The following is a 22,405-nucleotide window of genomic DNA, read 5'->3' as shown; positions in this document are numbered from 1 at the left end:
TCGCGGGTCGGGCATTTGGATCGATCAAAGATCCGCTAGGGTCGAGTGGTGCGAAGAGCGAAGATTGTCTGCACCCTCGGCCCTGCGGTGTCCACCCCGGAGGCCATCCGTGAGCTCGTCGACGCGGGGATGGACGTCGCCCGGCTCAACATGAGCCACGGCGAGCACGCCGACCACGAGCGCAGCTATCACCTCGTGCGCCGGGCCAGCGACGAGTCCGGCCACGGGGTCGGCATCTTCGCGGACCTCCAGGGCCCCAAGATCCGGCTCGGCATGTTCGCCGACGGGCCGGTGCGGCTGGAGCCGGGCGCCACGTTCACGATCACCACCCGCGACGTCCTGGGCGACCAGCACCAGTGCGGCACCACCTACGCCGGGCTCCCGGGCGACGTGAAGACCGGCGACCCGCTGCTCATCGACGACGGCAAGGTGCGCCTGCGGGTGACGGCGGTGCAGGGCACCGACGTCGTGACCGAGGTGATCGTCGGCGGCAAGGTCTCCAACCACAAGGGCATCAACCTGCCCGGCGTCGCCGTGTCCGTGCCCGCACTGTCGGAGAAGGACACCGCCGACCTGCGCTGGGCGCTCAACCTCGGGGTCGACTTCATCGCGCTCAGCTTCGTGCGCAACGCGGCTGATGCGGAGGACGTGCGCGCGATCATGCGCGAGGAGGACATCTTCGTCCCGATCATCGCCAAGATCGAGAAGCCGCAGGCGATCGAGAACATCGACGAGATCGTGGACGCCTTCGACGGCATCATGGTCGCCCGCGGCGACCTGGGCGTCGAGTGCCCGCTCGAGGACGTGCCGATCCACCAGAAGCGGATCATCGACAAGGCCCGTCGCAACGCCAAGCCCGTCATCGTCGCCACGCAGATGCTCGAGTCCATGATCACGGCCCCTGCGCCGACGCGCGCGGAGGCCAGCGACGTCGCCAACGCCGTGCTCGACGGGGCTGACGCGGTGATGCTTTCCGGCGAGACCAGCGTGGGGGACTACCCCGTCATCGCCGTGCAGACGATGGCCCGGATCGTCACCTCCACCGAGCGGCACGGCCTCGGCCACATGGCTGCAGTGACCTGGCAACCCCACACGCGCGGCGGCATCATCGCCAAGGCGGCGGCCGAGGTCGCCGAGTCGGTGGGTGCGGCCTTCCTGGTGGCGTTCACAGTGAGCGGTGACTCCGCCAAGCGGCTCTCGCGCTACCGCGGACCGATCCCGATCCTGGCCTTCACCCCCGAGGCCCGCACCCGGTCCCAGCTCTCGCTGACCTGGGGGGTCGAGACCTTCCAGGGCGCCGAGGTCGAGCACACCGACGAGATGGTGCGCCAGGTCGACGAGGCCCTGATCCACATCGGGCGCGTCAAGGAGGGTGACCTCGTGGTCATCATCGCCGGCAGCCCGCCCGGGATCCCGGGCTCGACGAACGCCCTGCGCATCCACCGCATGGGTGATGCGATCAACGGAGCCGCGCCGGCCTATCGACGTACGTCGTGAGCTAGGTCTTCGGGCCGATCAGCGCGTCGAGGCGACCGACTGCCTCCCGGCGCGACACGGAGATGGTCCACGGACCTGACCTGCGCCAGGCGACGTCGACCAGGTCGAGCGCCCAGCAGCAGAGGTCGCGGATGTCGTCGGAGCGGTTGCTGAACTGCCAGCGGGGATAGTCGTAGCGACGCTTCTCCCCACCCACCATCCGCGTCGCCCAGTTGTGCACCCGTGCGCCGTCGGAGTGGAAGAGACCTCGCAGGAAGTCGGCCGGGAACGCTGTCACGATCTCCGCCTGCCACTCCTCGAGCACGATGGGTCGGTCGTGCTTGCGGCCGGGACCGTGCTGGGGGAAGAGGCAGGGCCAGTGCTTCCACGAAACGGTGGAGACGACGCATCCGGGCACAATCCTGGTGTGGGGTCGCGAGCCGGGCTTGACCGCGCGCATCAGCATCAAGATCTCTGCATTGAGACGCTCGTACGTCAGATCGTTGTAGACGTGCAGGTTGTAGACGTTGCGACGTCCCTTCGAGATGTAGCCATCGCCGAGATACCAACCGAGCAGTTCTGAGTATGCCGCCGGATCCAGCGGGCCCTCGTCGCACCGAGGACACGGCGGAGCGAGGTGCTGCTGTCCGCGCTCCTGCCCGCGACGTTGGTAGAGCCGGCGCCAACGTCGGATCGTCTTGACTGCCACGCCGTGGAGCTGTGCATTGTCGGCGTCGCGCATGCCAGCCGACGACGCAGCGAGGGCGCTGTCGACGACGGACTGAGGGCGGACGTGGGGCACAGCCTCATGTAAGAGGTCGCCACCGACATCAGGGTGCCGGGTGTGGGATTCGAACCCACACGCCCTTTCGGACAATGGTGTTTGAGACCATCGCGTCTGCCATTCCGCCAACCCGGCTGGGGAGCGAGGAAACCGTACCCGACTAGCCTTGGCGTCGTGACCGACCCCGCCGCCACGAGCATCCCGAGCCCCGCCGTACCCCGTCGCGTCGTCATCGCCGAGGACGAGGCGCTGATCCGGATGGATCTCGCCGAGATGCTGGGGGAGGAGGGCTACGACGTCGTCGGCCAGGCCGGCGACGGCCAGAAGGCGATCGAGCTCGCCCAGGAGCTCAGGCCCGACCTGGTCATCCTCGACGTGAAGATGCCGATCCTCGACGGCATCGCGGCCGCCGAGCAGATCGCCGGCGAGCGGATCGCGCCGGTCGTCATCCTCACCGCCTTCTCGCAGCGCGACCTGGTGGAGCGGGCGCGGGACGCGGGTGCCATGGCCTACCTCGTCAAGCCGTTCACCCGCACCGACCTGGTGCCGGCCATCGAGATGGCCGTGAGCCGCTTCGAGGAGGTCACGGTCCTCGAGCGCGAGGTCGCCGATCTCCAGGACTCCTTGGCGACCCGCAAGGCCGTCGAGCGGGCCAAGAGCATCCTGCAGGCGCAGCTCGGACTCAGCGAGCCCGAGGCATTCCGGTGGATCCAGAAGACCGCCATGGACCTCCGCCTGTCCATGCGCCAGGTGGCCGAGGGCGTCGTCGAACACGGCCCGGGACGGGATTGATCCCCGTTCTGCGGGACCTGGCCCCAAACTCTTCAGTCACAAATGCATCACGGCCGGAGGAAGTTGGTGCCTGAAGGGTGATTCAGGGCACATCGATGATGCTAGGTTTCGCTCCACCCGACCCGTGCAGGACCCCTGCATGGCCCCAAGTAAGACGGAGGACCAATGTTGCGAACCACGAGGCCCAAGCGCGCAGTGATCGCGCTCATCGCCACGGCGGGGCTGACTCTGAGTGCCTGTGGCACCACCGACTCGGGCGACGGTGGCGACAACGAGGCAAGCAGCGGCGGCGCGGCGTGTGACCTGACGCTGGCTTTCTTCGGCCCCCAGACCGGCCCCGCGGCCGGACTCGGCGAGCCCATCATCAACGGGGCCCAGCTGGCCATCGACCAGTACAACGAGGACGCCGAGTGCGAGGTGGCCTACGAGCAGATCGACTCGCAGGGCAGCCCCGACCAGGCGCCGTCGCTGGCCACCGAGGCCGCCGGCAACGAGGCCATCATCGGCATCGTCGGTCCCGCGTTCTCCGGTGAGTCTGCGGCCGCCGGTCCGATCTTCGCCGAGGCCGGTCTCCCGACCGTCAGCCCGTCGGCCACCAACCCGGCCCTGGCCGAGAACGGCTGGGACACCTTCCACCGGGCGCTCGGCAACGACGCCACGCAGGGTCCGGCCGCCGCGAAGTACATCCAGGACACCGTCGGTGCCAAGGCTGTCTTCGTCGTCGACGACGCCTCCGAGTACGGCGCCGGCCTGGCCGACATCGTCAAGGAGAACCTGGGCGACCTGGTCGTCGACGACGACACCATCCAGGCTGCGCAGACCGACTTCAGCGCCACCGTGACCAAGGTGCGCTCGTCCAAGGCCGACGCGGTCTTCTTCGGCGGCTACTACGCCGAGGCGGCGCTGATCGTGCGCCAGCTGCGTGACTCGGGCTACAAGGGCGAGTTCATCGTGGCCGACGGCGTCAAGGACCCGGGCTACCTCGACGGTGCCGGCGACTCCGCCGAGGGCACCATCATCACCTGCCCGTGCATCCCGGCCGAGGACCCGGCGGTCGCCGAGTTCGCGTCCGCCTACGAGGCCGAGTTCGGTGGTGCTCCGGGCACCTACGCCGCGGAGGCCTACGACGCCGCCCAGATCTTCCTGGACGGCATCGCCGAGGGCATCGACAACCGCGAGGACATGCTGGCGTTCGTCAACGACTACGACGCAGCCGGCGTGACCAAGCAGCTCTCCTTCGACGAGACCGGTGAGCCTGCCGACGTCCACGTCTACGCCTACACGGTCAAGGGCGGCGAGATCGTCTCCGACCAGGAGATCAAGTAGTCCGAGACGCATTGACATCGGTGTAAGAAACTGCGGCCGGGGGGTCCTCCTCCCGGCCGCAACCTTGCTCAACCTTGCTCAACCTGTGGCCGAGGAGGCCTGGTGAACTTCGACTTCCTGTTCAACAACTTTGCCGAGCTGACCGTGACCGGACTGGCGTTCGGCGCCATCTACGCCCTCATCGCCCTGGGCTACACGATGGTCTACGGCGTCCTACAGCTCATCAACTTCGCTCACTCCGAAGTCTTCATGTACGGCACCTTCGCGGCCCTGTGGACCACGATGCTGCTCGTCGGTGACAGCAGCGTCAGCACGATGAAGGGCATCGGCGTCCTGTTGCTCGCACTGGTGGCCGCGATGGCCATGTCGGCCACCATCGCCCTGGTGCTCGAGCGCGTCGCCTACCGTCGGCTGGTCAAGAACAACTCTCCCCGTCTCATCGCGCTGATCTCAGCGATCGGTGCCTCGTTCGTGCTGGCCGAGCTGATGGGCCTGCGTGATCGCATCGCCGGCTGGTTCGGGCTCGAGGACGACCTCCAGCGCTACGTCGCCGGCGCCCGGATCAACCGGAGCATGCCCAACGTCCTGGACAACAAGCAGCTCTTCCCGATCGGTGACTACCAGGTCACCTCGATCGACGTGCTGGTGATCGTGTCCGCCATCGTGATGATGGTGGTCCTCGACCAGTTCGTACGCCGCTCGCGGCTCGGCCGCGGCATCCGCGCCACCGCACAGGACCCCGAGACCGCGGCCCTGATGGGCGTCAACTCCACCCGCGCGGTGCAGATGACCTTCCTGCTCGGCGGGCTCATGGCCGGTGCGGCGGCCTTCCTGTACATGTTGAAGATCGAGACGACGAAGTTCGACGTCGGTTTCACCCTCGGCGTCAAGGCCTTCACCGCCGCCGTCCTCGGTGGCATCGGCAACCTGCGTGGCGCCCTGGTCGGCGGCCTGATCCTCGGTGTGGCCGAGAACTGGGGCTCCGCGCTGTTCGGGTCGGAGTGGCGAGACGTGGTGGCCTTCGTGATCCTGGTCGTCATCTTGTTGTTCCGCCCGACCGGAATCCTGGGTGAGTCGCTCGGAAAGGCACGCGCATGAGCAAGACACCTGCAGTGAAGAAGCTCACCGGCAGCCTCGGTGAGCGAGTGGCAAGCCTCCCCAAGCCGGTGAAGATCGGCCTGTGGGTCGCGTTCGCTGTCCTCGCCTACGCCCTGCCCCTCCTCGAGCCGCCGTTCATCTCGCCGCCCGGCACCGACTTCGGCGGCGTGCTGTTCACCGTCACCATCTACTGCCTGGTCGCGCTCGGGCTCAACATCGTGGTCGGCTATGCCGGCCTGCTCGACCTGGGCTATGTCGGCTTCTACGCCGTCGGCGCCTACACCGCCGCGATCCTGACCACGTTCCACGCCAACTGGCCGCTCCTGCTGGCGCTGCCGATGGCGGTCCTGGCCTCCACGATCTCCGGTGTGCTGCTCGGCTGGCCGACGCTGCGCGTGCGCGGCGACTACCTGGCGATCGTGACCCTGGGCTTCGGCGAGATCATCCGGCTGGTCGCGGTCAACACCGAGTGGCTGGGTGCCTCCAAGGGCATCAACGACATTGCCCGCCCGCCGGGCAAGGCGCTGTTCGAGATCCCGCACCTGAACTGGGAGAGCGGTGTCCCGCTGCTGGACTTCAACGACACCACGAAGTTCATCGAGTTCGGGGTGCTCGACCAGATCCCCTACTACTGGATGGGCCTGACGGTCGTCATCCTGGTGCTCTTCGCCGACCGGTTGATCAAGGACAGCCGGGTCGGCCGCGCCTGGGAGGCGACCCGCGAGGACGAGGACGCCGCCGAGCTGATGGGCGTCCCGACCTTCCGGTTCAAGCTGCTGGCGTTCGCGACCGGTGCCTTCATCGGTGGTCTCGCCGGAGCCCTCTACGCCAGCCGGCAGTCGTTCATCAACCCGCTGTCGTTCCTGCTGCTGTTCTCGATCATGTTCCTGGCCGCTGTCGTCATCGGTGGCCAGGGCAACCGCTGGGGTGTGCTCGTGGGCGCCGTGGTGGTGGCCTACCTGCCCGAACGGTTCCGCGAGTTCACCGACTTCCGGGTGCTGGTCTTCGGCGCCGCCCTGATGGCGCTGGCCATCTTCCGTCCCGAAGGCTTGTTGCCCCCGCGCCGCACGGTGCGGGCCAAGCAGTCCGAGGCTGAGATCGAGGCGCTCGAAGAGGGCGCCGAAGGAGAGGAGACGTCCCGTGTCTGACGACACCACGCAGAGCCCGGGCCGACGCGTCCTGGAGATCAAGGATCTGACCTTGAAGTTCGGTGGCCTGACGGCCCTCGACGAGGTGACGTTCCACATCAACGAGGGCGAGATCCTCGGCCTGATCGGTCCCAACGGCGCGGGCAAGACCACGTGCTTCAACGCGGTCACCGGCATCTACGCGCCCACGAGCGGCGACATCGTCTTCGAGGGCTCCTCGATCGCAGGCCGCAAGCGCTACCAGATCGCGCGCCTCGGCATCGCCCGGACCTTCCAGAACATCCGCCTCTTCAAGTCGATGACGGCGCTGGAGAACGTCCTGGTCGGCGCCGACGCCCAGCACTCCACCGGCATGGCGAGTGCGCTGTTCCGACTCCCCAAGCACCGTCGTGAGGAGCGGCACGGACACGACCGGGCGATGGAGGTGCTGAAGTTCATGGGTCTGCACCGCAACCCCGACGAGCTCGCGGCCAACCTGTCCTACGGCGACCAGCGGCGCCTGGAGATCGCCCGGGCCATGGCCACCGGTCCCAAGCTGATCTGCCTCGACGAGCCGGCCGCGGGGTTCAACCCGGCGGAGAAGGTCCAGCTGATGGAGCTGATCAAGCGGGTCCGCGACGAGGGCTACACCGTGCTGCTGATCGAGCACGACATGAAGCTCGTCATGGGCGTGACCGACCGGATCGTGGTGCTCGAGTTCGGGCGCAAGATCGCCGAGGGCAAGCCGTCGGAGATCCGTGACAACCCGGCGGTCATCGCCGCCTACCTGGGAGTGGATGAAGAAGATGCTTCTTGAGGTCGAGAACCTGTGCGTCAACTACGGGCACATCGAGGCCATCCGTGACATCTCGTTCGGGGTCAAGGAAGGCAGCATCACCAGCCTGATCGGCGCCAACGGCGCCGGCAAGACGACGACGCTGAAGACGATCTCGGGGCTGCGCAAGGTGCGGCAGGGCAAGGTCGTCTTCGACGGCAAGGACATCACCCACCTGCCTCCCTACGAGCGGGTCAAGCTCGGCATCTCGCAGTCGCCCGAAGGTCGCGGCTGCTTCCCGGGCATGACCGTGCGCGAGAACCTCGACATGGGGGCCTACGTCCGCAACGACCGACGCAGCGCCGCCTACCTGAGCGACCTGGACCGGGTCTTCGAGCTCTTCCCCCGGCTGAAGGAGCGCATCAGCCAGACCGCCGGCACCATGTCCGGTGGCGAGCAGCAGATGCTGGCCATCGGTCGGGCCCTGATGGCCAAGCCGCGGCTGATCCTGCTGGACGAGCCGTCGATGGGCCTCGCGCCCAAGTTCATCCAGCAGATCTTCTCGATCATCACCGAGATCAACCACCAGGGCACCACGGTGCTGCTCGTCGAGCAGAACGCCGCCCAGGCGTTGAAGCGCTCGGACTCGGCTCACATCCTGGAGACGGGCGCGATCGTCCGCTCCGGCACCGGACGCGAGCTCGCGGGGGACGACTCCGTGCGGGCGGCCTACCTCGGTGGCGACGTCTGAGCCGGAGCTTCAGCACACTCCGGCGTGGGCGCCGAACACGGCGCTCGCGGCGGACACCTCACCTGACACGGGTCATCAGGTCAGCGTAAGGTCATCGCACATGGCCGAGAACCTTCTCGGCACGGGGGACGCAGTATCACGGGGCTGATCCTATGGAGTTGAGCATGAGCAGGACCTCGGTCCAGGTGCGGGCAGCCGCGACGGCTGACGCGCCGGCGCTGCGTGAGTTGTGGACGGACATCCTGCGTCGCGGCAGCGCGGCGGAGCAGGAGGCCGACGTCCTCAGCGTCATCGAGGGATGCGCCGACCGCGACGACCGCTGCATCGCCGTGGCCGAGCTCGACGGGCGGGTGGCGGGCGCGGTCTTCCTCGAGGCGACCACCCTCACGCCGCTCAACCTCGACTCCGCCGTGCTGGCCGTCTCGCCGCACGTGCTGCCCGAGTTCCGTCGCCGCGGTGTCGGTACGGCGCTGATGGATGCCGCAACCCGGTTCGCCGAGGCCCACGGCATCGCCACGGTGGCGACTGCTGCGATGGCCAACTCCCGCGACGCCAACCGCTTCATGGCCCGGCTCTCGCTGACGCCGCAGGCGACGCTGCGTGCCGCCAGCACCTCCGCCGTACGCTCCAAGTTGTCGGGGCGACGCTCCGCGACCCGCAACCGCGGATCACGCCAGGTCGACAAGGTCCTGGCTGCTCGGCGACTGGGCCGCGAGCACGTCGCCTCCTGAGCGACCTCAGGGCTTGTCGAGGAGGGCGCAGGTGATGCGCGACGTGCAGACGCGCTTGCCCTCCTCGTTGGTGATGACGACCTCGAAGGCAGCCATGCTGCGACCGAGGTGGATCGGTGTGGCGGTGCCGGTGACCGTGCCCGACGTCGCCGCGCGGTGATGGGTGGCGTTGATGTCGACGCCCACGGCGATCTTGTCGGGAGCGGCATGGATCGCGGACCCGATGGAGCCGAGGGTCTCGGCCAGCACCACGGACGCGCCGCCGTGCAGGAGGCCGTAGGGCTGGGTGTTGCCCTCGACGGGCATCGTCGCCACGATGCGCTCGGCCGAGATCTCCGTGATCACCAGGCCCATCTTCTCGTTCAGGGCACCCATGCCCTGCGGCATCATCGCCACGAACTCGTCGATGGTGAGGCCCGTGGTCGGCAGCTTGAGGTCGCTCATGGAGGCATTGTGGCCGACCCCCGGTCGCTCGGCGTCGTCGGTGCCGGCGGATAGAGTCGCGTCGTGTCCGACACGAGCGCCGCCCCCACCACGACTCCCGCCCGCCTGCTCCTCCTCGACGGTCACTCGCTGGCCTACCGCGCGTTCTTCGCGCTGCCGGTGGAGAACTTCTCGACAGCTTCGGGCCAGCACACCAACGCCGTCTACGGGTTCACCTCGATGCTGGTCAACGTGCTGCGCGACGAGGTGCCGACCCACGTCGCCGTGGCGTTCGACAAGTCGCGCCAGACGTTCCGGCTCGAGGAATACCCGGAATACAAGGCGAAGCGCAACAAGACCCCCGGCGAGTTCAGCAGCCAGCTCCCGCTGATCCAGCGGGTCCTCGACTCGCTGCGCATCCAGCACCTCGAGCTCGAGGGCTACGAGGCCGACGACATCATCGCCACCCTCGCCACCCAGGCCCTCGCCGAGGGCATGGAGGTCCTGATCCTCACCGGTGACCGCGATTCCATCCAGCTCGTCACCGAGAACTCCACGGTGCTCTATCCCATGCGCGGGGTCAGCGACCTCGCCCGGCTCACCCCCAACTACGTCGAGGACAAGTACGGCGTCCCGCCCTACCGCTATCCCGAGCTCGCGGCCATCGTGGGGGAGACCTCCGACAACCTGCCGGGCGTGCCCGGCGTCGGCCAGGGCTATGCCGCGAAGTGGATCAACCAGTTCGACGGGCTCGACAACGTGATCGCCCGCGCCGACGAGATCACCGGCAAGAAGGGCGAGGCGCTGCGCGCCCACCTCGGCGACGTGATCCGCAACCGCCACCTCAACGCGCTGATCCGCGACCTGACCCTGCCCGTGCGCCCCGGCGAGACGGTGCGCCAGCCGTGGGACCGCACTGCTGCTCTCGAGCTGCTCGACGAGCTGGAGTTCCGCGGCGAGCTGCGCACGCGGCTGATGGACACCATCGACCCGGCCGCCGGCGACGAGATCGACGAGTCCGGCTTCGAGCTCGACGGTCAGCGGCTGGCGTCCGGCGGCGTTGCCGCGTGGTTGGCGGAGCACGCCAGCGACGCGAAGCGGGTCGGCGTCGCCGTACAAGGCAGCTGGCGGGCCGGCACGGGCGACGTCGTCTCGGTCGCCCTGGCGGCCGGTGCCAGTGCCGGGGCCTGGATCGATGTCACCGAGATCTCGCCCGAGGACGACGCAGCGCTGGCCGGCTGGCTGGCCGACGCGGCCCTGCCCAAGGTCATGCACGACGCCAAGGGCCCCACGCTCGCCCTCGCGGCGCGCGGCTGGGAGCTGTACGGGCTGGCCGTCGACACCGCGCTCGCGGCCTACCTCGTCCAGCCCGACCAGCGGTCCTACGACCTCGCGGACCTGACGTTGCGCTACCTCAAGCGCGAGCTGCGCCAGGACACCGGCGACGCCGACCAGCTGAGCTTCGACACCCTCGACGACACCGGCGCCAGCGACGTCGCGATGCTGACGGCGCGCGCGATCCTCGACCTGGCCGATGCCCTCGACGACACGGTCGAGGAACACGGCGGGACCACGCTGCTCGCCGACGTCGAGCTGCCGCTGGTCGCCACGCTGGTGCGGATGGAGCAGACCGGCATCGCGGTCGACACCGACTACCTCGAGGGGCTCGAGTCCGAGTTCGGCGACCAGGTCAAGGCGGCCGCCGCCGACGCCTACGACGTCATCGGCAAGGAGATCAACCTCGGCTCGCCCAAGCAGCTGCAGGTGGTGCTCTTCGACGAGCTCGACATGCCGAAGACCAAGCGCACCAAGACCGGCTACACCACCGACGCCGACGCCCTGCAGTCGCTCTACGAGAAGACCGAGCACCCGTTCCTGCAACACCTGCTGCGTCACCGCGACGTCATCCGGCTGCGCCAGACCGTCGAGGGGCTGCTCAAGACGGTCGCCTCCGACGGGCGGATCCACACGACGTACAACCAGATCATCGCCGCCACGGGGCGCCTGTCCAGCACCGACCCCAACCTGCAGAACATCCCGATCCGCACCGAGGCCGGTCGTCGCATCCGCGAGGGGTTCGTGGTCGGCGACGGCTACGAGTCGCTGATGACGGCCGACTACAGCCAGGTCGAGATGCGGATCATGGCCCACCTCTCCGAGGACGCACTGCTGATCGAGGCGTTCCGCTCCGGTCACGACTTCCACTCGATCACTGCAGCGCGGGTCTTCGACATGGACGCCGACGCGGTCGGCACCGAGGAGCGCGCCAAGATCAAGGCGATGAACTACGGCCTGGCCTACGGCCTGTCGGCGTTCGGGCTCTCGCAGCAGCTGCGCATCGAGCCGTCCGAGGCCCGCGGGCTCATGGACGAGTACTTCGAGACCTTCGGCGGCATCCGCGACTACCTCGGCGGGATCGTCGACGAGGCGCGCCGATCCGGCTTCACAGAGACGATCCTGGGCCGGCGTCGCTATCTCCCCGACCTCACCAGCGACAACCGGATGCGGCGTGAGACGGCTGAGCGGATGGCGCTCAACGCGCCGATCCAGGGCTCGGCAGCCGACCTGATCAAGGTCGCCATGCTGAACGTGGAGAGGGCGATCCTCGAGCAGGGCCTGTCGTCACGGATGCTGCTGCAGGTCCACGACGAGCTCGTGTTCGAGGTGGCGCCGGGGGAGAGCGACGCGCTGGCCACGCTCGTGCGCGAGCAGATGGGCCGCGCGGCCGACCTCGCCGTGCCGCTCGACGTGTCGGTCGGGACCGGTCGCAGCTGGCACGACGCCGCGCACTAGGACTGGAGCGTCGTGGCGGCGGGTTCCTCGGGGGCGGGCGCGCCGTCGCGCAGGAACCACGCGCTGACTCCCAGCAGGACGAGCAGCAGCGCGACGTCGACCAGCACGACGGTCGTCACCAGGCCGAGCACGGTCTCGGTCGTGAGGCCCACCGCGACCAGGGTCACCAGGGCCAGCCACACGACGTAGACCGAGCGCTTGCCCTGGCGGGCGAGCACCGAGTAGACGAGCAGCTGGATCATCGAGAGCAGTGTGCCGAGGATGGCGAAGATCCACAGGCGGGGCTCGACCTCGGCGTACTTCACGCCGCCGGCGAAGCGGATGGCGATGCCCGAGAGCAGCCAGGCGGCGAGCGTGCCGACCGTGCCGAGCGCGGCGACGAGGGACAGGCTCACGACCAGGGCCTTGCGGCGCCCGCTGCCGGTGGCCATCGTCGGGAAGGCGACGATCACCACGAACTGCGGCAGGAACAGCATCGCCTTCGCGAGGATGAGCCCGCCGGCGTAGAGCCCGGACTCGTGGTTGGACAAGACGTTGCGCGCCACGACGATGTCGACGCTGCTGAGCGCGAAGAACGCGAACAGCGCCTGGCCGTTGCTGATGCTCTCCTTGAGCATGGCCATGCCGGTGTGCCCGGCGGCCTCGTCGCTCGGGTGGCGCCTGTTGCGCAGCGCCCACCAGCCGACCAGCACCGGCGCCCAGAAGCTGACGGCGATCCCGGCGAGGGCCCAGAGCTCCGTCGGGCGCCAGGCGATGAAGGCGGTGCCGATCACCAGTCGGGGGACACCGGATGCGATGTAGAGCAGGCCGAGCGCCGCCCAGCGCCGCTCGCCCTGCAGGATCCCGGCGAAGCCGCCCACGATCGTCAGCGGCACGGTCGAGATCGCGATGAGCAGGGCGACGCCGATGTGGTCGAGGTTGAGCAGGCGCTGGATGGCCGGGCTCAGTACGAGCATGATGACGCCGAGCGCGGCGGCGGCGCGGTAGGTGACGCGCAGGATCGAGTGCTCGATCTGGGCGACGTGCTGCGGGTCCGCGGAGATGCGTCGAGCCGCGGTCGCCTGCAGCCCGAGCGCGCCGACGCTGATGACGAGCAGCACGTTGAGCGAGGCCGCGACGGCGCCGTACGTCTCGGTGCCGAGCAGGTCGGAGCCGAGCAGCACGAAGCCGTAGGTCGCGACGTTCATGATCGCCATCGACACCGCGATGCCGGAGCTGCTGTTGGCGATGCGTTCGACCGCGACTCTCATTCCCACGCGGGCGAGCCTAGATGGTGCTTCGCTCCGAGTTGTCATGCGGCGTGCGCGGCCGGTCAAGGTCACTGACACAAACATTGCGTGCGCATAGCTACTGAAGGGTATATTCGTGCGATCGCCCGTCTGGGGTGATCACGTGGTCAGGGAGGCCACGGCACTGGGAGGACTGTTATTCGCATGCGCAAAACTTTGTTTGCCGGGGTGTTGCTGGCTGCATCAACCGGCCTCACGATCATCGTGGGGGAGACATTCGACCTCGAACTCGAGGCGGTCGCCCTGCTCGGGATGACGGCAGGCGCCATCGTCGCGCTGGTGCCGGACGCCACCCCGCCCCGGCGCCTGGGCGCTTACGCGCTCGGCTTCGTCGCGGGCCTAGTGTCATATCTGGTTCGCGCCGGCCTGATGCCGGACACCTCGACGGGGCGTGCTGGGGCGGCTTTCCTGGCTGTTCTCCTGTGTGTCGGCCTCGTCGCTCTGAGCGCTGGGCGGCTCCCATTGTGGGCAGCCCTTCTGGGCGCGGGCAGCTTTGCCGGTGCATACGAGTTCACGTACGCCGCAGCACCGCCACAGGTCCTCGACACGTCGATCAGCACCGGCACGGCTCTGGGGCTGTGCGTAGCTGTGGGATTCCTCGTGACTGCCTGGCTGTCGGACACAGCTGAGCCTTCGCCGCCGACCCGCGACGCAGAAGACGAGAGCCGGACCCGGATCGACGACACGATGGAGATCGCAAAGTGAGCGCGAACATGTACGGCGGAGCCGGGCCCCGACGAGCGGGCGCCGTGGTCGCAGGACTGACGACCCTCGCGTTGATGACGCTCTCATCCGCACCTGCTGCCTTCGCGGCCGATGGTGACGTCGAAGTGGTCAACACCGAGACCGTGCAGGTCTACCTCGACTCACATGGTCAGATCCAGAGCCAGCGCGTCTATGAGCAGCTCACGTTGACTGGCCAAGGCAGCGTCGATGTTCTGAACCCGATCGAGGAATCCGGTCTCCGTAACCTCGATGGATTCTCGGGCTACGACGTCGAGGATGGGCTCCAGCAGGTCAGCGTCGATGTCGACGGAGTCGAGCGCCTTCGCTCCGTCAGTGACTACGACGGTGACCTTCCCCTTCAAGTGTCGGTGGAGTATCGCCTCGACGGCGAACGGATCGACCCTGACAACCTCGTGGGCGCTGACGGTGCACTGGAGGTCGAGTACACGGTCCGCAACGTGACGTCCAGCCCACAGGAGATCAGCTACCCGGACGGCAAGGGTGGCACCGTCACCGAGACCGCCGAAGTGCCGATTCCGATGGTGGGTTCGTTGAGCACCGTCGCTCCCGCGAACTTCACCGAGGTGACCTCGGGGCAAGCCAACATGGCTGGCGACGGCAAGGGCGGCACTCGCCTCTCGTTCACGATGACTCTGTTCCCGCCCCTCGGCTCCGACGAGGTGTCGTTCGGCTACACAGCCAACGTCACTGATGGTGTCGTGCCGGGCGCCTCCATCTCCGCGCTCCCGGTGAACCCGCTCGAGAGCCCCACGTTCCGGACGGCGGGTGACAGCTACAAGTCGGGATCTGACACCGGCGTCAAGCTCGCCGATGGCGCGACGGAGATCGACACCAACCTGCTGCGTCTGCGCGATGGTGCTGGAGAGCTCCTGGCCGGGTTGATCCAGCTCAGCGACGGCGCGGACCAGCTCAATGCCGGTCTCGCCGGCGAGGCCGCGCCGGGCGCGGCGCGGTTGGCGTCCGGTGCGCTGGAGCTTGACGGCGGCCTCGGCAAGATTGACGAGGGCGCCGGGAAGCTGGCTGACGGTGCACAGCGACTGCGCGTCGGTGCGGGCAAGCTGGACGACGGTGCGGGCAAGCTGTCCGCGGGAGCGGGCGAGCTGAACGCCGGTGCCAGGAAGCTCAACACCGGCGCAGGCCAGCTTGCCACGGGCACGGGCGCGGCGCTCACGGGAAGCGAGAAGCTCGAGGACGGGCTGAAGCAGATCAGCGGTGGGCTGGGAACTCTCGCCGACAACAGCACCGGTCTGCCGACGGCCGTCGCCGGAGTCGACACACTGCGCACAGGCGTGAACCAGATGCTCGCCGGATTCGGGTCCACGACGCAGGACGGCACTCTGCTCTTCGGGCTGAACAGCCTGGAGGCCGGTCTCACGGTGCTGGAGGGCGGCGCCACCCAGCTCGCGGGTGGGCTCGGTCAGCTGCGCGGCGATGCCGGCGTGCTCGCCGACCCGACCGACGGGAGCGGTCTCGCCAAGGCGCAGAACGCCACGGACGCGATCAAGGCAGGACTCGACTTGGCCCTGGCGCCCGCCAACGGGCCGATGCAGCCGGGCGGCGGACTGGAGGAACTGCGCATGGGGCTGGAAAGCGTGCGCACGACCTTCTGCGCCACGCATCCGACCCTCGCACCACAGTGCACTGGCACCGTCAATGCGTTGATCGATGGAGTAGCTGCCAGTCGGACCGACCTCGGGCAGGCTTCGGGAGGGCTCGGGCAGGTCTCGGTCGGTCTTGGCGATGCGCTGGCCGGACTCGACACGAAGCTGATCCCCGGCGCCCGGCAGATCGCGGGTGGATTGACGGCGGCCAAGGCTGGTGCCACGAAGACGAAGGCTGGCGCGATCGCCCTCCGGGACGGCACGGCGAAGGTCGGCGGTGGACTCGATCAGCTCAAGATCGGCCTGACCAAGGCCGTGGCGGGTGTCCTGCAGCTTTCGTCCGGGGCGACAACGGCCTACACCGGTTCGGGTGCGCTGACCGACGGCCTCGTCAAGATCGACGGTGGAGCCGGTCAGCTCGCTGATGGCAGTGGCCTCCTGGCTACAGGCGCGGGCAAGCTCGCTACTGGTGCGGGCAAGCTGGCGGACGGCACCGGCCAGCTGCGCGCGGGCTCGGGCGAGCTCGCCGCCGGTGCAGGTCAGCTCGCCGACGGCACGGGCAAGGCCAAGGACGGCTCGGGTCAGCTCGCCGCTGGAGCCGGCCAGCTGTCTGAGGGGCTGGGCGACGCGGCCGATGGGTCGGGTCGACTGTCGGACGGTCTGCACCGGGCGGCCAGCGGTGCCCCTGCCCTCCGGGACGGTGCGACACGCCTTTCCACGGAAGGGATGTCGCAGCTGATCGAGGCGGGTCGGGCGACAGCTCAGGACTACGGCAAGCTCTACGCCGTGATCGGGGCCGGTGCCGAGCGTGCCGACACCGAGCGAATGGCCTACGGCGCACCCGAAGAGGCTTCGGGCATGACGGCCTACTCGTTCGAGCTGCTGGGTGACGACGGTGAGGGTGGACGCAACATCCAGCGAGGCGCGGCGGGTCTGCTGCTCCTCGGTTTGGGGCTGGGGGCGCTCGGCCTGCGCCGCCGCTTCGCCTGACGGATCAACCGACGGCGGTGTCGCTCTGTGAGCGGCACCGCCGTTCGGTGTGCTCAGACCAGGTCAGCCACGAAGATCGCGGTTCCCGGTGTCAGCATTCCGCGTGTCCGTGACCAGCCGCCCCAGACACGGTCGTGGTCGGCAGGCCACTCGGGCTCCACCAGGTTGATGAGCACGAACCCGCGGGCGGCCAGGAGCCGCACCCAGTCACCGAGGGTGCGGTGGTGCTCGACGTACGACACGACGCCGGACGCGTCGTCGATCTCGACGTAGGGGGTGCGGTCCCAGTAGGACTGCGAGGCGGTCAGGCCGCCGACCCCCGGGTCGTCAGGGAACATCCACCGCGTCGGGTGGGTGATGGAGAAGGCGAACCGGCCGCCTGGGCGCAGCACGCGGGCGGTCTCGTCGAGCGCCTGCTCGATGTCGGCGACGAACTGCAGGGCTCCGAACGAGCAGAAGACGATGTCGAAGGAGTCGTCCGCGAAGGGGAGGTGGGTGGCGGTCGCCAGCACCGAGGGCACCGGGACACCGGTGTTCTCGTCGAGGCGACGACTGTGCTGGAGCTGGCGGTGCGAGAGGTCGAGGCCGATGGCCCGCCCGCCATGGGTGCGGACCCAGCGCGAGCACTGGCCGGCACCCGATCCGACCTCGAGCACGTCCCGGTCGGCCACCGGGCCGAGGACCTGCAGGTCGGCCTCGGTCTGGCCCTCGGGCCCCCACACGAACCCGGCGTCGCCGAGGAAACCCCCGTGGGTGGCTTGGTACTCGTCGGCGTAGCGGTCCCAGTCGGGGCCGTTGGCCCTGCGCGACTCGTCCTCGTCCACGGACCGGCGCTCGACCCGGACGGACTGCGGCAGATGATCCACGGGCTGACGGTATCCCTTGCTCGGCAGCGACGTGCGAGGACCGCCCATCGGGGTTCGATGGGCGGTCCGTCGGCACACGTGCGGTTCGGCTGTCAGCCGCGGGTGTCGTCAGGCCCGGACTTGATGCGGGTCGGGTCGGACCCGAAGCGCACCTCGCGGCCGTCGCTGGTCCCACCGGTGTCGGTGTCGCACAGCATCGGGCTGGTCTTGCGACGCTTCCACTTCTTGTTGCGACGGCCCGTGCGCTCGTCACCGTCGGTGAGCTTGTCGCGGTCGGTGTCGGCCTTGGCCGGGTTGCTGCGGACACGGCCGATGTTGACCGTCTTGCCGTTGCGCTTGACGACGACGCGCTGCTTGATCCGATAGCCCTTGGCCTCGACGCGGTCGTTGATCTTGTCGCCGTCGGTGTCCTTGGAGAGGGGGTTGGTCTTCACGAAGATCGATCCCCTCGTGCGCGTGCGGCACGCCTTGAAGGGGCCCTTGATCCGGATGCCGCTGACCTCCTGGCCGTCGGTGAGCCCGTCGCCGTCGGTGTCGGGGTTGTTGGCCTTCGTGCCCAGGTCCTTCTCGGTCTCGTTGGACAGGCCGTCACCGTCGTCGTCGGGGTCGCACAGCACGCCGCCGGCAGGAGCAGCGGCACGCACCGACATGGGCGCGATCGAGATCTGCAGGTCGGCGATGGGCGTGGTTGCGGCCATCACGTCGACGTCGACGCGCAGGAGGGCCTGCGAGCCGCCGGCCGCGAGCGCACCAGCGCTCTGGTCGGTGAAGTTGAAACCCGTCACCGTGACGCTCGTGTTGAGGCCGGGGACCACGATCGGGATCGACACCGGCGTCCCGTTGAGGGGTACGGCGATGGCCTGCCCCGAAGCCGGCACGACCTGGATCGTGGGCGGCGAGTCGTAGGCGACCTTGCCCTTCGTGCCGTCGGTGTGGGCACGCAGCACCACGGGACTGGTCACCTTGACGACGGCCTGGCCACCGAACAGGGAGACGTCACCCACGGAGGTGGTCGTCACGGACTCGACGTCCGACCCGCCGATCTTGTCGTCGACGAGCTGGGTGGTCGCGCGAGTGCGCGAGGCGCCGATCGAGGCGATGTGGGCGGGCGCACCGGGCACCGCGGAGAGGTCGCCGACCACAGCCGACGCGAGGGTCGTCAGCGCGTCCGAGTAGGTGCGGATCCCCTTGACCGCGGCGGGGCAGCTCGATCCGGTGCCGTAGTCGGCCGACACGGTGCCGACGAGGAGGCCGGGGGTGATGAGCGGGTTGGCCGGCACCGGGAGGAGGTTGCGACTCGTGGGCCCCGAGCGCGGGGCGGCGGTCGCCGTCACCCGGTCGATCGGGAGCGGGACCCGGCCGAGCAGCAGCTCGGCGTCGAGGTTGGCCGAGGTGGCGCGGACGTTGTCGCGCGGCAGGGTCGGGTCGACCGCGCCGCTCGAGCGGCCGACGGCGAGCTTGGCCGGTGAACCTGCGGTCCCCAGCTCGCTGCCGACGGCCACGACGTCGGAGGAGGCCGAGGCTGTGAACGCGGGTGGCTTGGCGTCCGGTGGGGCGGCGGTGCTCGGTGCGGTGCTGACGACAGCACCGAGGGCCGGGACCAGCAACAGGCTGGAACAGATGGCAAGGCTGGAACGACGCGTGCGCATGAGATGTCCTTTCGTCCGGAGACGGCACCGCCTCGTCGACTCTGTCGGTCGTGGTGGGTCCCCGGTTTGTTGCAAACGACCCCGATGATCGTCCGACCCCTCCAACGACGGAGAGCGATCGGTGTCACGCCTGCACGAGCAGGGTCGAGGGGTGGGTGGAAACTGAGCGCTGGGCGCCGGACCTGTGTCCGACGCCCAGCGTTGGTGCGGAGAGGAGCCGAGGATCAGCCGCCCAGGGGGAAGCCCCTGCCGGCCATCCGCGAATTGAGGTCGTTCGGGCCCGACATGATGCGGGTCGGGTCCGATCCGAGCTTGACCTCACGGCCGTCACTGACACCGCCGCCGTCGGTGTCGCACTTGGTCGGGTCGGTCTTGCGGCGCTTCCACTTCTTGTTCGCCGAACCGGTCTTCTCGGCCTTGTCCGACAGCCCGTCCTTGTCGGTGTCGGCCTTGGTCGGGTTGGAGCGGGTCTTGCCGATCGTGATCGTGTCGCCCGAGCGGGTGACGAAGACGACCTGCTTGATCCGGTAGCCGTTGACCTCGCGGCCGTCGGTCAGCCCGTCCTTGTCGGTGTCCTTGACCAACGGGTTGGTCGTGACCCGCATCTTGTTCTTGACCCGCTTGCCGCAGACCTCGAAGCGCTCCTTGAGGGTCATGCCGAGGACCTCGGGACCGTCCTTGAGCCCGTCGTTGTCGGTGTCGGGGTCCAGCGGGTCGGTCTTGGTCGTGTTCACTTCCTGACCGTCCTTGAGCCCGTCACCATCGGTGTCCGCCTTCAGCGGGTCGGTGCCCGTGCCCTTGTCCGGACCGGCGCCGTCGTGGTCGACCTCCTGGCCGTCGGTGAGGCCGTCCTTGTCGGTGTCGGGATCGTCCGGGTTGGTGCCGGCCGCAGTCTCGATGCCGTTGGGCAGACCGTCGCCGTCACGGTCCGGGTTGCCCGGAGCCGCGATCGTGAACGTCACCGTGTCAGCAGGCGAGGTGTTGCCCGCTGCGTCGGTAGCAGTGGCGCCCAGGGTGTGCGAACCAGCTGTGAGCGGCGTGGTCGGGGTGCAGCTCCAGGTGCCGTCGGCAGCCACGGTCGCGGTGCAGATCGTGGTGCCGCCTTCCGTCACCGTGATCGTCGCTCCCGGCTCGCCGGTGCCGGTGACCGTGGGAGTCGTGTCGGTGGTCGACGTGCCCTCAGCCGGACCGGTGATCACCGGGGCTGCGGGTGCGGTGGTGTCCGCGGCTGCGGCGATGGTGAAGTCGGCCTGGGCTGAGGCGGGTGAGACGTTGCCCGCGGCGTCGGTCGCGGTTGCGGTGGCGGTGTGCGGACCTTCGGCCAGAGGTGTGACCGGGGTGCAGGTCCAGCTGCCGTCAGCGGCGGCCACGATCGGCTCACCGACGCATGCGATGACCACGCCGTCGACGGTGACCGTGACGGTCGAGCCCGCCTCGGCGGTGCCGACGATGTCCGGCGTCGTGTCGCTCACGGTCCCGGTCGGACCGGTGATCACCGGGGCTGCGGGTGCGGTGGTGTCCGCGGGTGCGGCGATGGTGAAGTCGGCCTGGGCTGAGGCGGGTGAGACGTTGCCCGCGGCGTCGGTCGCGGTTGCGGTGGCGGTGTGCGGACCTTCGGCCAGAGGTGTGACCGGGGTGCAGGTCCAGCTGCCGTCAGCGGCGGCCACGATCGGCTCACCGACACATGCGATGACCACGCCGTCGACGGTGACCGTGACGGTCGAGCCCGCCTCGGCGGTGCCGACGATGTCCGGCGTCGTGTCGCTCACGGTCCCGGTCGGACCGGTGATCACCGGGGCTGCGGGTGCGGTGGTGTCAGGTGCGACGCACTCGACTCCACCCGTGGGTGCGGTCGCGTCGGCGGTGAGCGGCAGCAGGCCGATGTGCACGTCAGCGAGCGCGGTGCCGAGCACCAGGGCGTCGATGGTGACGTCGATCGAGAGCACGGCGGGAATCGTCGCGCCGGTGGCGGTCGTCGTCGGAGCGTCGAGGACGCTCACGTTGATCTCCGCTGTCGCGACGCCGGGGATCGTGATCGGACCACTGCCGTCGCTGCCACCATTGCCACCGCTGGAGATGATGAGCGGGGCCTGACCGGCCACGGTGAGTGTCACGTCGGGCGCCGTGTAGTCCACGGTGCGGGTCGCGCCGTCGTGGGTCACCACGAGCTTCGTCGGGTTGGTGACGGTCACGGTCGCGGTGGGAACTCCCGCGACTGTCAGCAGGTCGATGTCTCCGACGGTGCCTTCGGCCGTGGCGCGCACGCTGTTCGTGCTGCCGCTGGGATCAGCTCGACCGTGCCGGTGGTCGTGATCACGCCGAGCTCGGCGGCCGTGAGGGTGGGCACCACGTTGTCGGCAACCGTGGTCGCGTCCACCTGGGTGAACGACTGCGCGAGGGGTGTGCCGGCCGGAACGCAGGCGAGGTCGCCCGCCCAAGCGGCAGACGTCGCGCCCGACCCTGCCTCCAGCGAGACCGCCGGTGCCAGCTCGGTCACCGGCAGGAACGTACCCGAGTCGGCGGCAGGCCCGGCGGGCTGCTCGGAGTGGTATTCCTCGATCGGGATCGAGGTGCCGAGCACCGCCGGATCGAGGTTGGATGCGGTCGCCGCGCTCTTCACGGTGGCGTCGCTGTCGACCGCCGTGGTCGCGTGACCGGAGATGACGTGGGTCTCGTTGGCGCCGCCCAGCAGGACCGTGATGTCTTCGATGTCGCTGTGGGTGGAGCCGGAGTACGAGGCGGGCAGCTGTTCGGCGGCGGCCGGAGCGGCCAGCGAAACCGCTGCGAGTCCCGGCACCAGCGCCAGGGTCGTGAGCGAGGCCAAGACACTTCTGAAGCGAGGTTTCGCCACGATGGTTCCTCTCGGTTGTGCAGCCGTCCCGATGAGAGCTGCTTATTGAACAAACGGCTTCTCGGCGGTCCCGTGATGTCGTCCACCGCAAATATCTGGGCAAACGTCCAAGAACGGGGGCAGATCTCGCGTGTTGGCGAATATCGGACGGACTGGTCTAGACCGATCGGGTCTGCGGTCCACCCCGCCTGGGTCAGAAGTCGTGTGAGAGGAGTGGGGGCCGAGGGGCCTCCCAGTTGGACGTGCCTCGCGGCACCCGCGTAGTCTCGGGCGTGCGCCAGAGGTCTGCCTGCGTCCCATACGGAGCGGACTCTCGCTCGTCATCTCTCATCGGTG

At 68.9% G+C, this 22,405-nt stretch carries 18 protein-coding genes and 1 tRNA gene; 11 read left to right on the top strand and 8 right to left on the bottom strand.

Features of this window, described 5'->3' with window-relative positions; all coding sequences use genetic code 11:
• The first annotated feature begins 48 nt into the window (after positions 1 to 48).
• Positions 49 to 1,497, top strand: coding sequence for a pyruvate kinase (gene pyk / locus C9J87_RS13950; RefSeq protein ID WP_036492986.1), 1,449 nt, complete (start codon positions 49 to 51; stop codon positions 1,495 to 1,497).
• Position 1,498: 1 nt separating this feature from the next.
• Here the strand turns inward: pyk and C9J87_RS13945 are convergent, their stop codons facing one another.
• Both C9J87_RS13945 and C9J87_RS13940 read right to left on the bottom strand, forming a co-directional pair.
• Positions 1,499 to 2,278: a hypothetical protein gene (locus C9J87_RS13945; protein ID WP_036490866.1), complete on the bottom strand. Its 780-nt coding sequence runs from the start codon at positions 2,276 to 2,278 to the stop codon at positions 1,499 to 1,501.
• A gap of 34 nt (positions 2,279 to 2,312) precedes the next feature.
• Positions 2,313 to 2,395, bottom strand: a tRNA-Leu gene (locus C9J87_RS13940).
• A 39-nt stretch (positions 2,396 to 2,434) separates the two neighbouring features.
• Here C9J87_RS13940 and C9J87_RS13935 point away from each other — a divergent pair.
• The 7 genes from C9J87_RS13935 to C9J87_RS13905 all read left to right on the top strand — a co-directional run bounded on the left by C9J87_RS13935 (position 2,435) and on the right by C9J87_RS13905 (position 8,860).
• Positions 2,435 to 3,052, top strand: coding sequence for an ANTAR domain-containing response regulator (locus C9J87_RS13935; protein ID WP_010833383.1), 618 nt, complete (start codon positions 2,435 to 2,437; stop codon positions 3,050 to 3,052).
• A 165-nt stretch (positions 3,053 to 3,217) separates the two neighbouring features.
• Positions 3,218 to 4,378, top strand: coding sequence for a branched-chain amino acid ABC transporter substrate-binding protein (locus tag C9J87_RS13930; RefSeq protein ID WP_051204205.1), 1,161 nt, complete (start codon positions 3,218 to 3,220; stop codon positions 4,376 to 4,378).
• A gap of 102 nt (positions 4,379 to 4,480) precedes the next feature.
• On the top strand, positions 4,481 to 5,476 hold the full coding sequence (locus C9J87_RS13925; RefSeq protein WP_010833385.1) for a branched-chain amino acid ABC transporter permease: 996 nt from the start codon (positions 4,481 to 4,483) through the stop codon (positions 5,474 to 5,476).
• Positions 5,473 to 6,624, top strand: a complete 1,152-nt coding sequence (locus C9J87_RS13920; RefSeq protein WP_051204206.1) for a branched-chain amino acid ABC transporter permease — start codon at positions 5,473 to 5,475, stop codon at positions 6,622 to 6,624. The genes C9J87_RS13925 and C9J87_RS13920 overlap by 4 nt, the downstream gene beginning before the upstream one ends.
• Positions 6,617 to 7,420, top strand: a complete 804-nt coding sequence (locus tag C9J87_RS13915; RefSeq protein WP_010833387.1) for an ABC transporter ATP-binding protein — start codon at positions 6,617 to 6,619, stop codon at positions 7,418 to 7,420. The genes C9J87_RS13920 and C9J87_RS13915 overlap by 8 nt, the downstream gene beginning before the upstream one ends.
• On the top strand, positions 7,410 to 8,129 hold the full coding sequence (locus C9J87_RS13910) for an ABC transporter ATP-binding protein (RefSeq protein ID WP_010833388.1): 720 nt from the start codon (positions 7,410 to 7,412) through the stop codon (positions 8,127 to 8,129). The genes C9J87_RS13915 and C9J87_RS13910 overlap by 11 nt, the downstream gene beginning before the upstream one ends.
• A gap of 164 nt (positions 8,130 to 8,293) precedes the next feature.
• A complete protein-coding gene (locus C9J87_RS13905; RefSeq protein ID WP_157953209.1) occupies positions 8,294 to 8,860 on the top strand; it encodes a GNAT family N-acetyltransferase in 567 nt (188 codons plus the stop codon).
• Positions 8,861 to 8,866: 6 nt separating this feature from the next.
• Here C9J87_RS13905 and C9J87_RS13900 read toward each other — a convergent pair whose 3' ends face one another.
• Positions 8,867 to 9,304 carry a hotdog fold thioesterase gene (locus tag C9J87_RS13900; RefSeq protein ID WP_010833390.1) on the bottom strand — a complete coding sequence of 146 codons (438 nt, stop codon included), beginning with the start codon at positions 9,302 to 9,304 and terminating at the stop codon, positions 8,867 to 8,869.
• Positions 9,305 to 9,367: 63 nt separating this feature from the next.
• Between C9J87_RS13900 and polA the strand changes: the two genes are divergently transcribed.
• Positions 9,368 to 12,076, top strand: a complete 2,709-nt coding sequence (gene polA, locus C9J87_RS13895; RefSeq protein WP_198652363.1) for a DNA polymerase I — start codon at positions 9,368 to 9,370, stop codon at positions 12,074 to 12,076.
• Here the strand turns inward: polA and C9J87_RS13890 are convergent.
• Positions 12,073 to 13,326, bottom strand: a complete 1,254-nt coding sequence (locus tag C9J87_RS13890; RefSeq protein ID WP_107705816.1) for a lipopolysaccharide biosynthesis protein — start codon at positions 13,324 to 13,326, stop codon at positions 12,073 to 12,075. The genes polA and C9J87_RS13890 overlap by 4 nt on opposite strands.
• Before the next feature lie 183 nt (positions 13,327 to 13,509).
• Between C9J87_RS13890 and C9J87_RS13885 the strand changes: the two genes are divergently transcribed.
• Together C9J87_RS13885 and C9J87_RS13880 are read left to right on the top strand one after the other, a co-directional pair.
• On the top strand, positions 13,510 to 14,070 hold the full coding sequence (locus C9J87_RS13885; RefSeq protein WP_051204208.1) for a hypothetical protein: 561 nt from the start codon (positions 13,510 to 13,512) through the stop codon (positions 14,068 to 14,070).
• Between the two features lie 74 nt (positions 14,071 to 14,144).
• The gene (locus C9J87_RS13880) at positions 14,145 to 16,703 is read left to right on the top strand and encodes a YhgE/Pip domain-containing protein (RefSeq protein ID WP_198652362.1); all 2,559 of its coding nucleotides are present in this window, start codon (positions 14,145 to 14,147) and stop codon (positions 16,701 to 16,703) included.
• Between the two features lie 53 nt (positions 16,704 to 16,756).
• On the opposite strand, the gene C9J87_RS13875 is transcribed toward C9J87_RS13880, so the two are convergent.
• The 4 genes from C9J87_RS13875 to C9J87_RS19700 form a co-directional block, all read right to left on the bottom strand.
• On the bottom strand, positions 16,757 to 17,569 hold the full coding sequence (locus C9J87_RS13875) for a class I SAM-dependent methyltransferase (RefSeq protein ID WP_232820054.1): 813 nt from the start codon (positions 17,567 to 17,569) through the stop codon (positions 16,757 to 16,759).
• A gap of 92 nt (positions 17,570 to 17,661) precedes the next feature.
• The gene (locus tag C9J87_RS19705) at positions 17,662 to 19,218 is read right to left on the bottom strand and encodes a binary toxin-like calcium binding domain-containing protein (RefSeq protein ID WP_157953208.1); all 1,557 of its coding nucleotides are present in this window, start codon (positions 19,216 to 19,218) and stop codon (positions 17,662 to 17,664) included.
• 224 nt (positions 19,219 to 19,442) lie between these two features.
• Positions 19,443 to 21,482: an Ig-like domain-containing protein gene (locus C9J87_RS13865; protein WP_157953207.1), complete on the bottom strand. Its 2,040-nt coding sequence runs from the start codon at positions 21,480 to 21,482 to the stop codon at positions 19,443 to 19,445.
• A complete protein-coding gene (locus C9J87_RS19700) occupies positions 21,437 to 22,042 on the bottom strand; it encodes a hypothetical protein (protein ID WP_157953206.1) in 606 nt (201 codons plus the stop codon). Before C9J87_RS19700 ends, C9J87_RS13865 begins: the two co-directional genes overlap by 46 nt.
• Positions 22,043 to 22,405: the final 363 nt, after the last annotated feature.

This window comes from Nocardioides allogilvus (assembly GCF_003047285.1).
Taxonomy (GTDB): Bacteria; Actinomycetota; Actinomycetes; order Propionibacteriales; family Nocardioidaceae; genus Nocardioides; species Nocardioides allogilvus.
The sequence above is the reverse complement of the archived record's forward strand: the minus strand, read 5'-3'. Positions and strand labels throughout refer to the sequence as shown.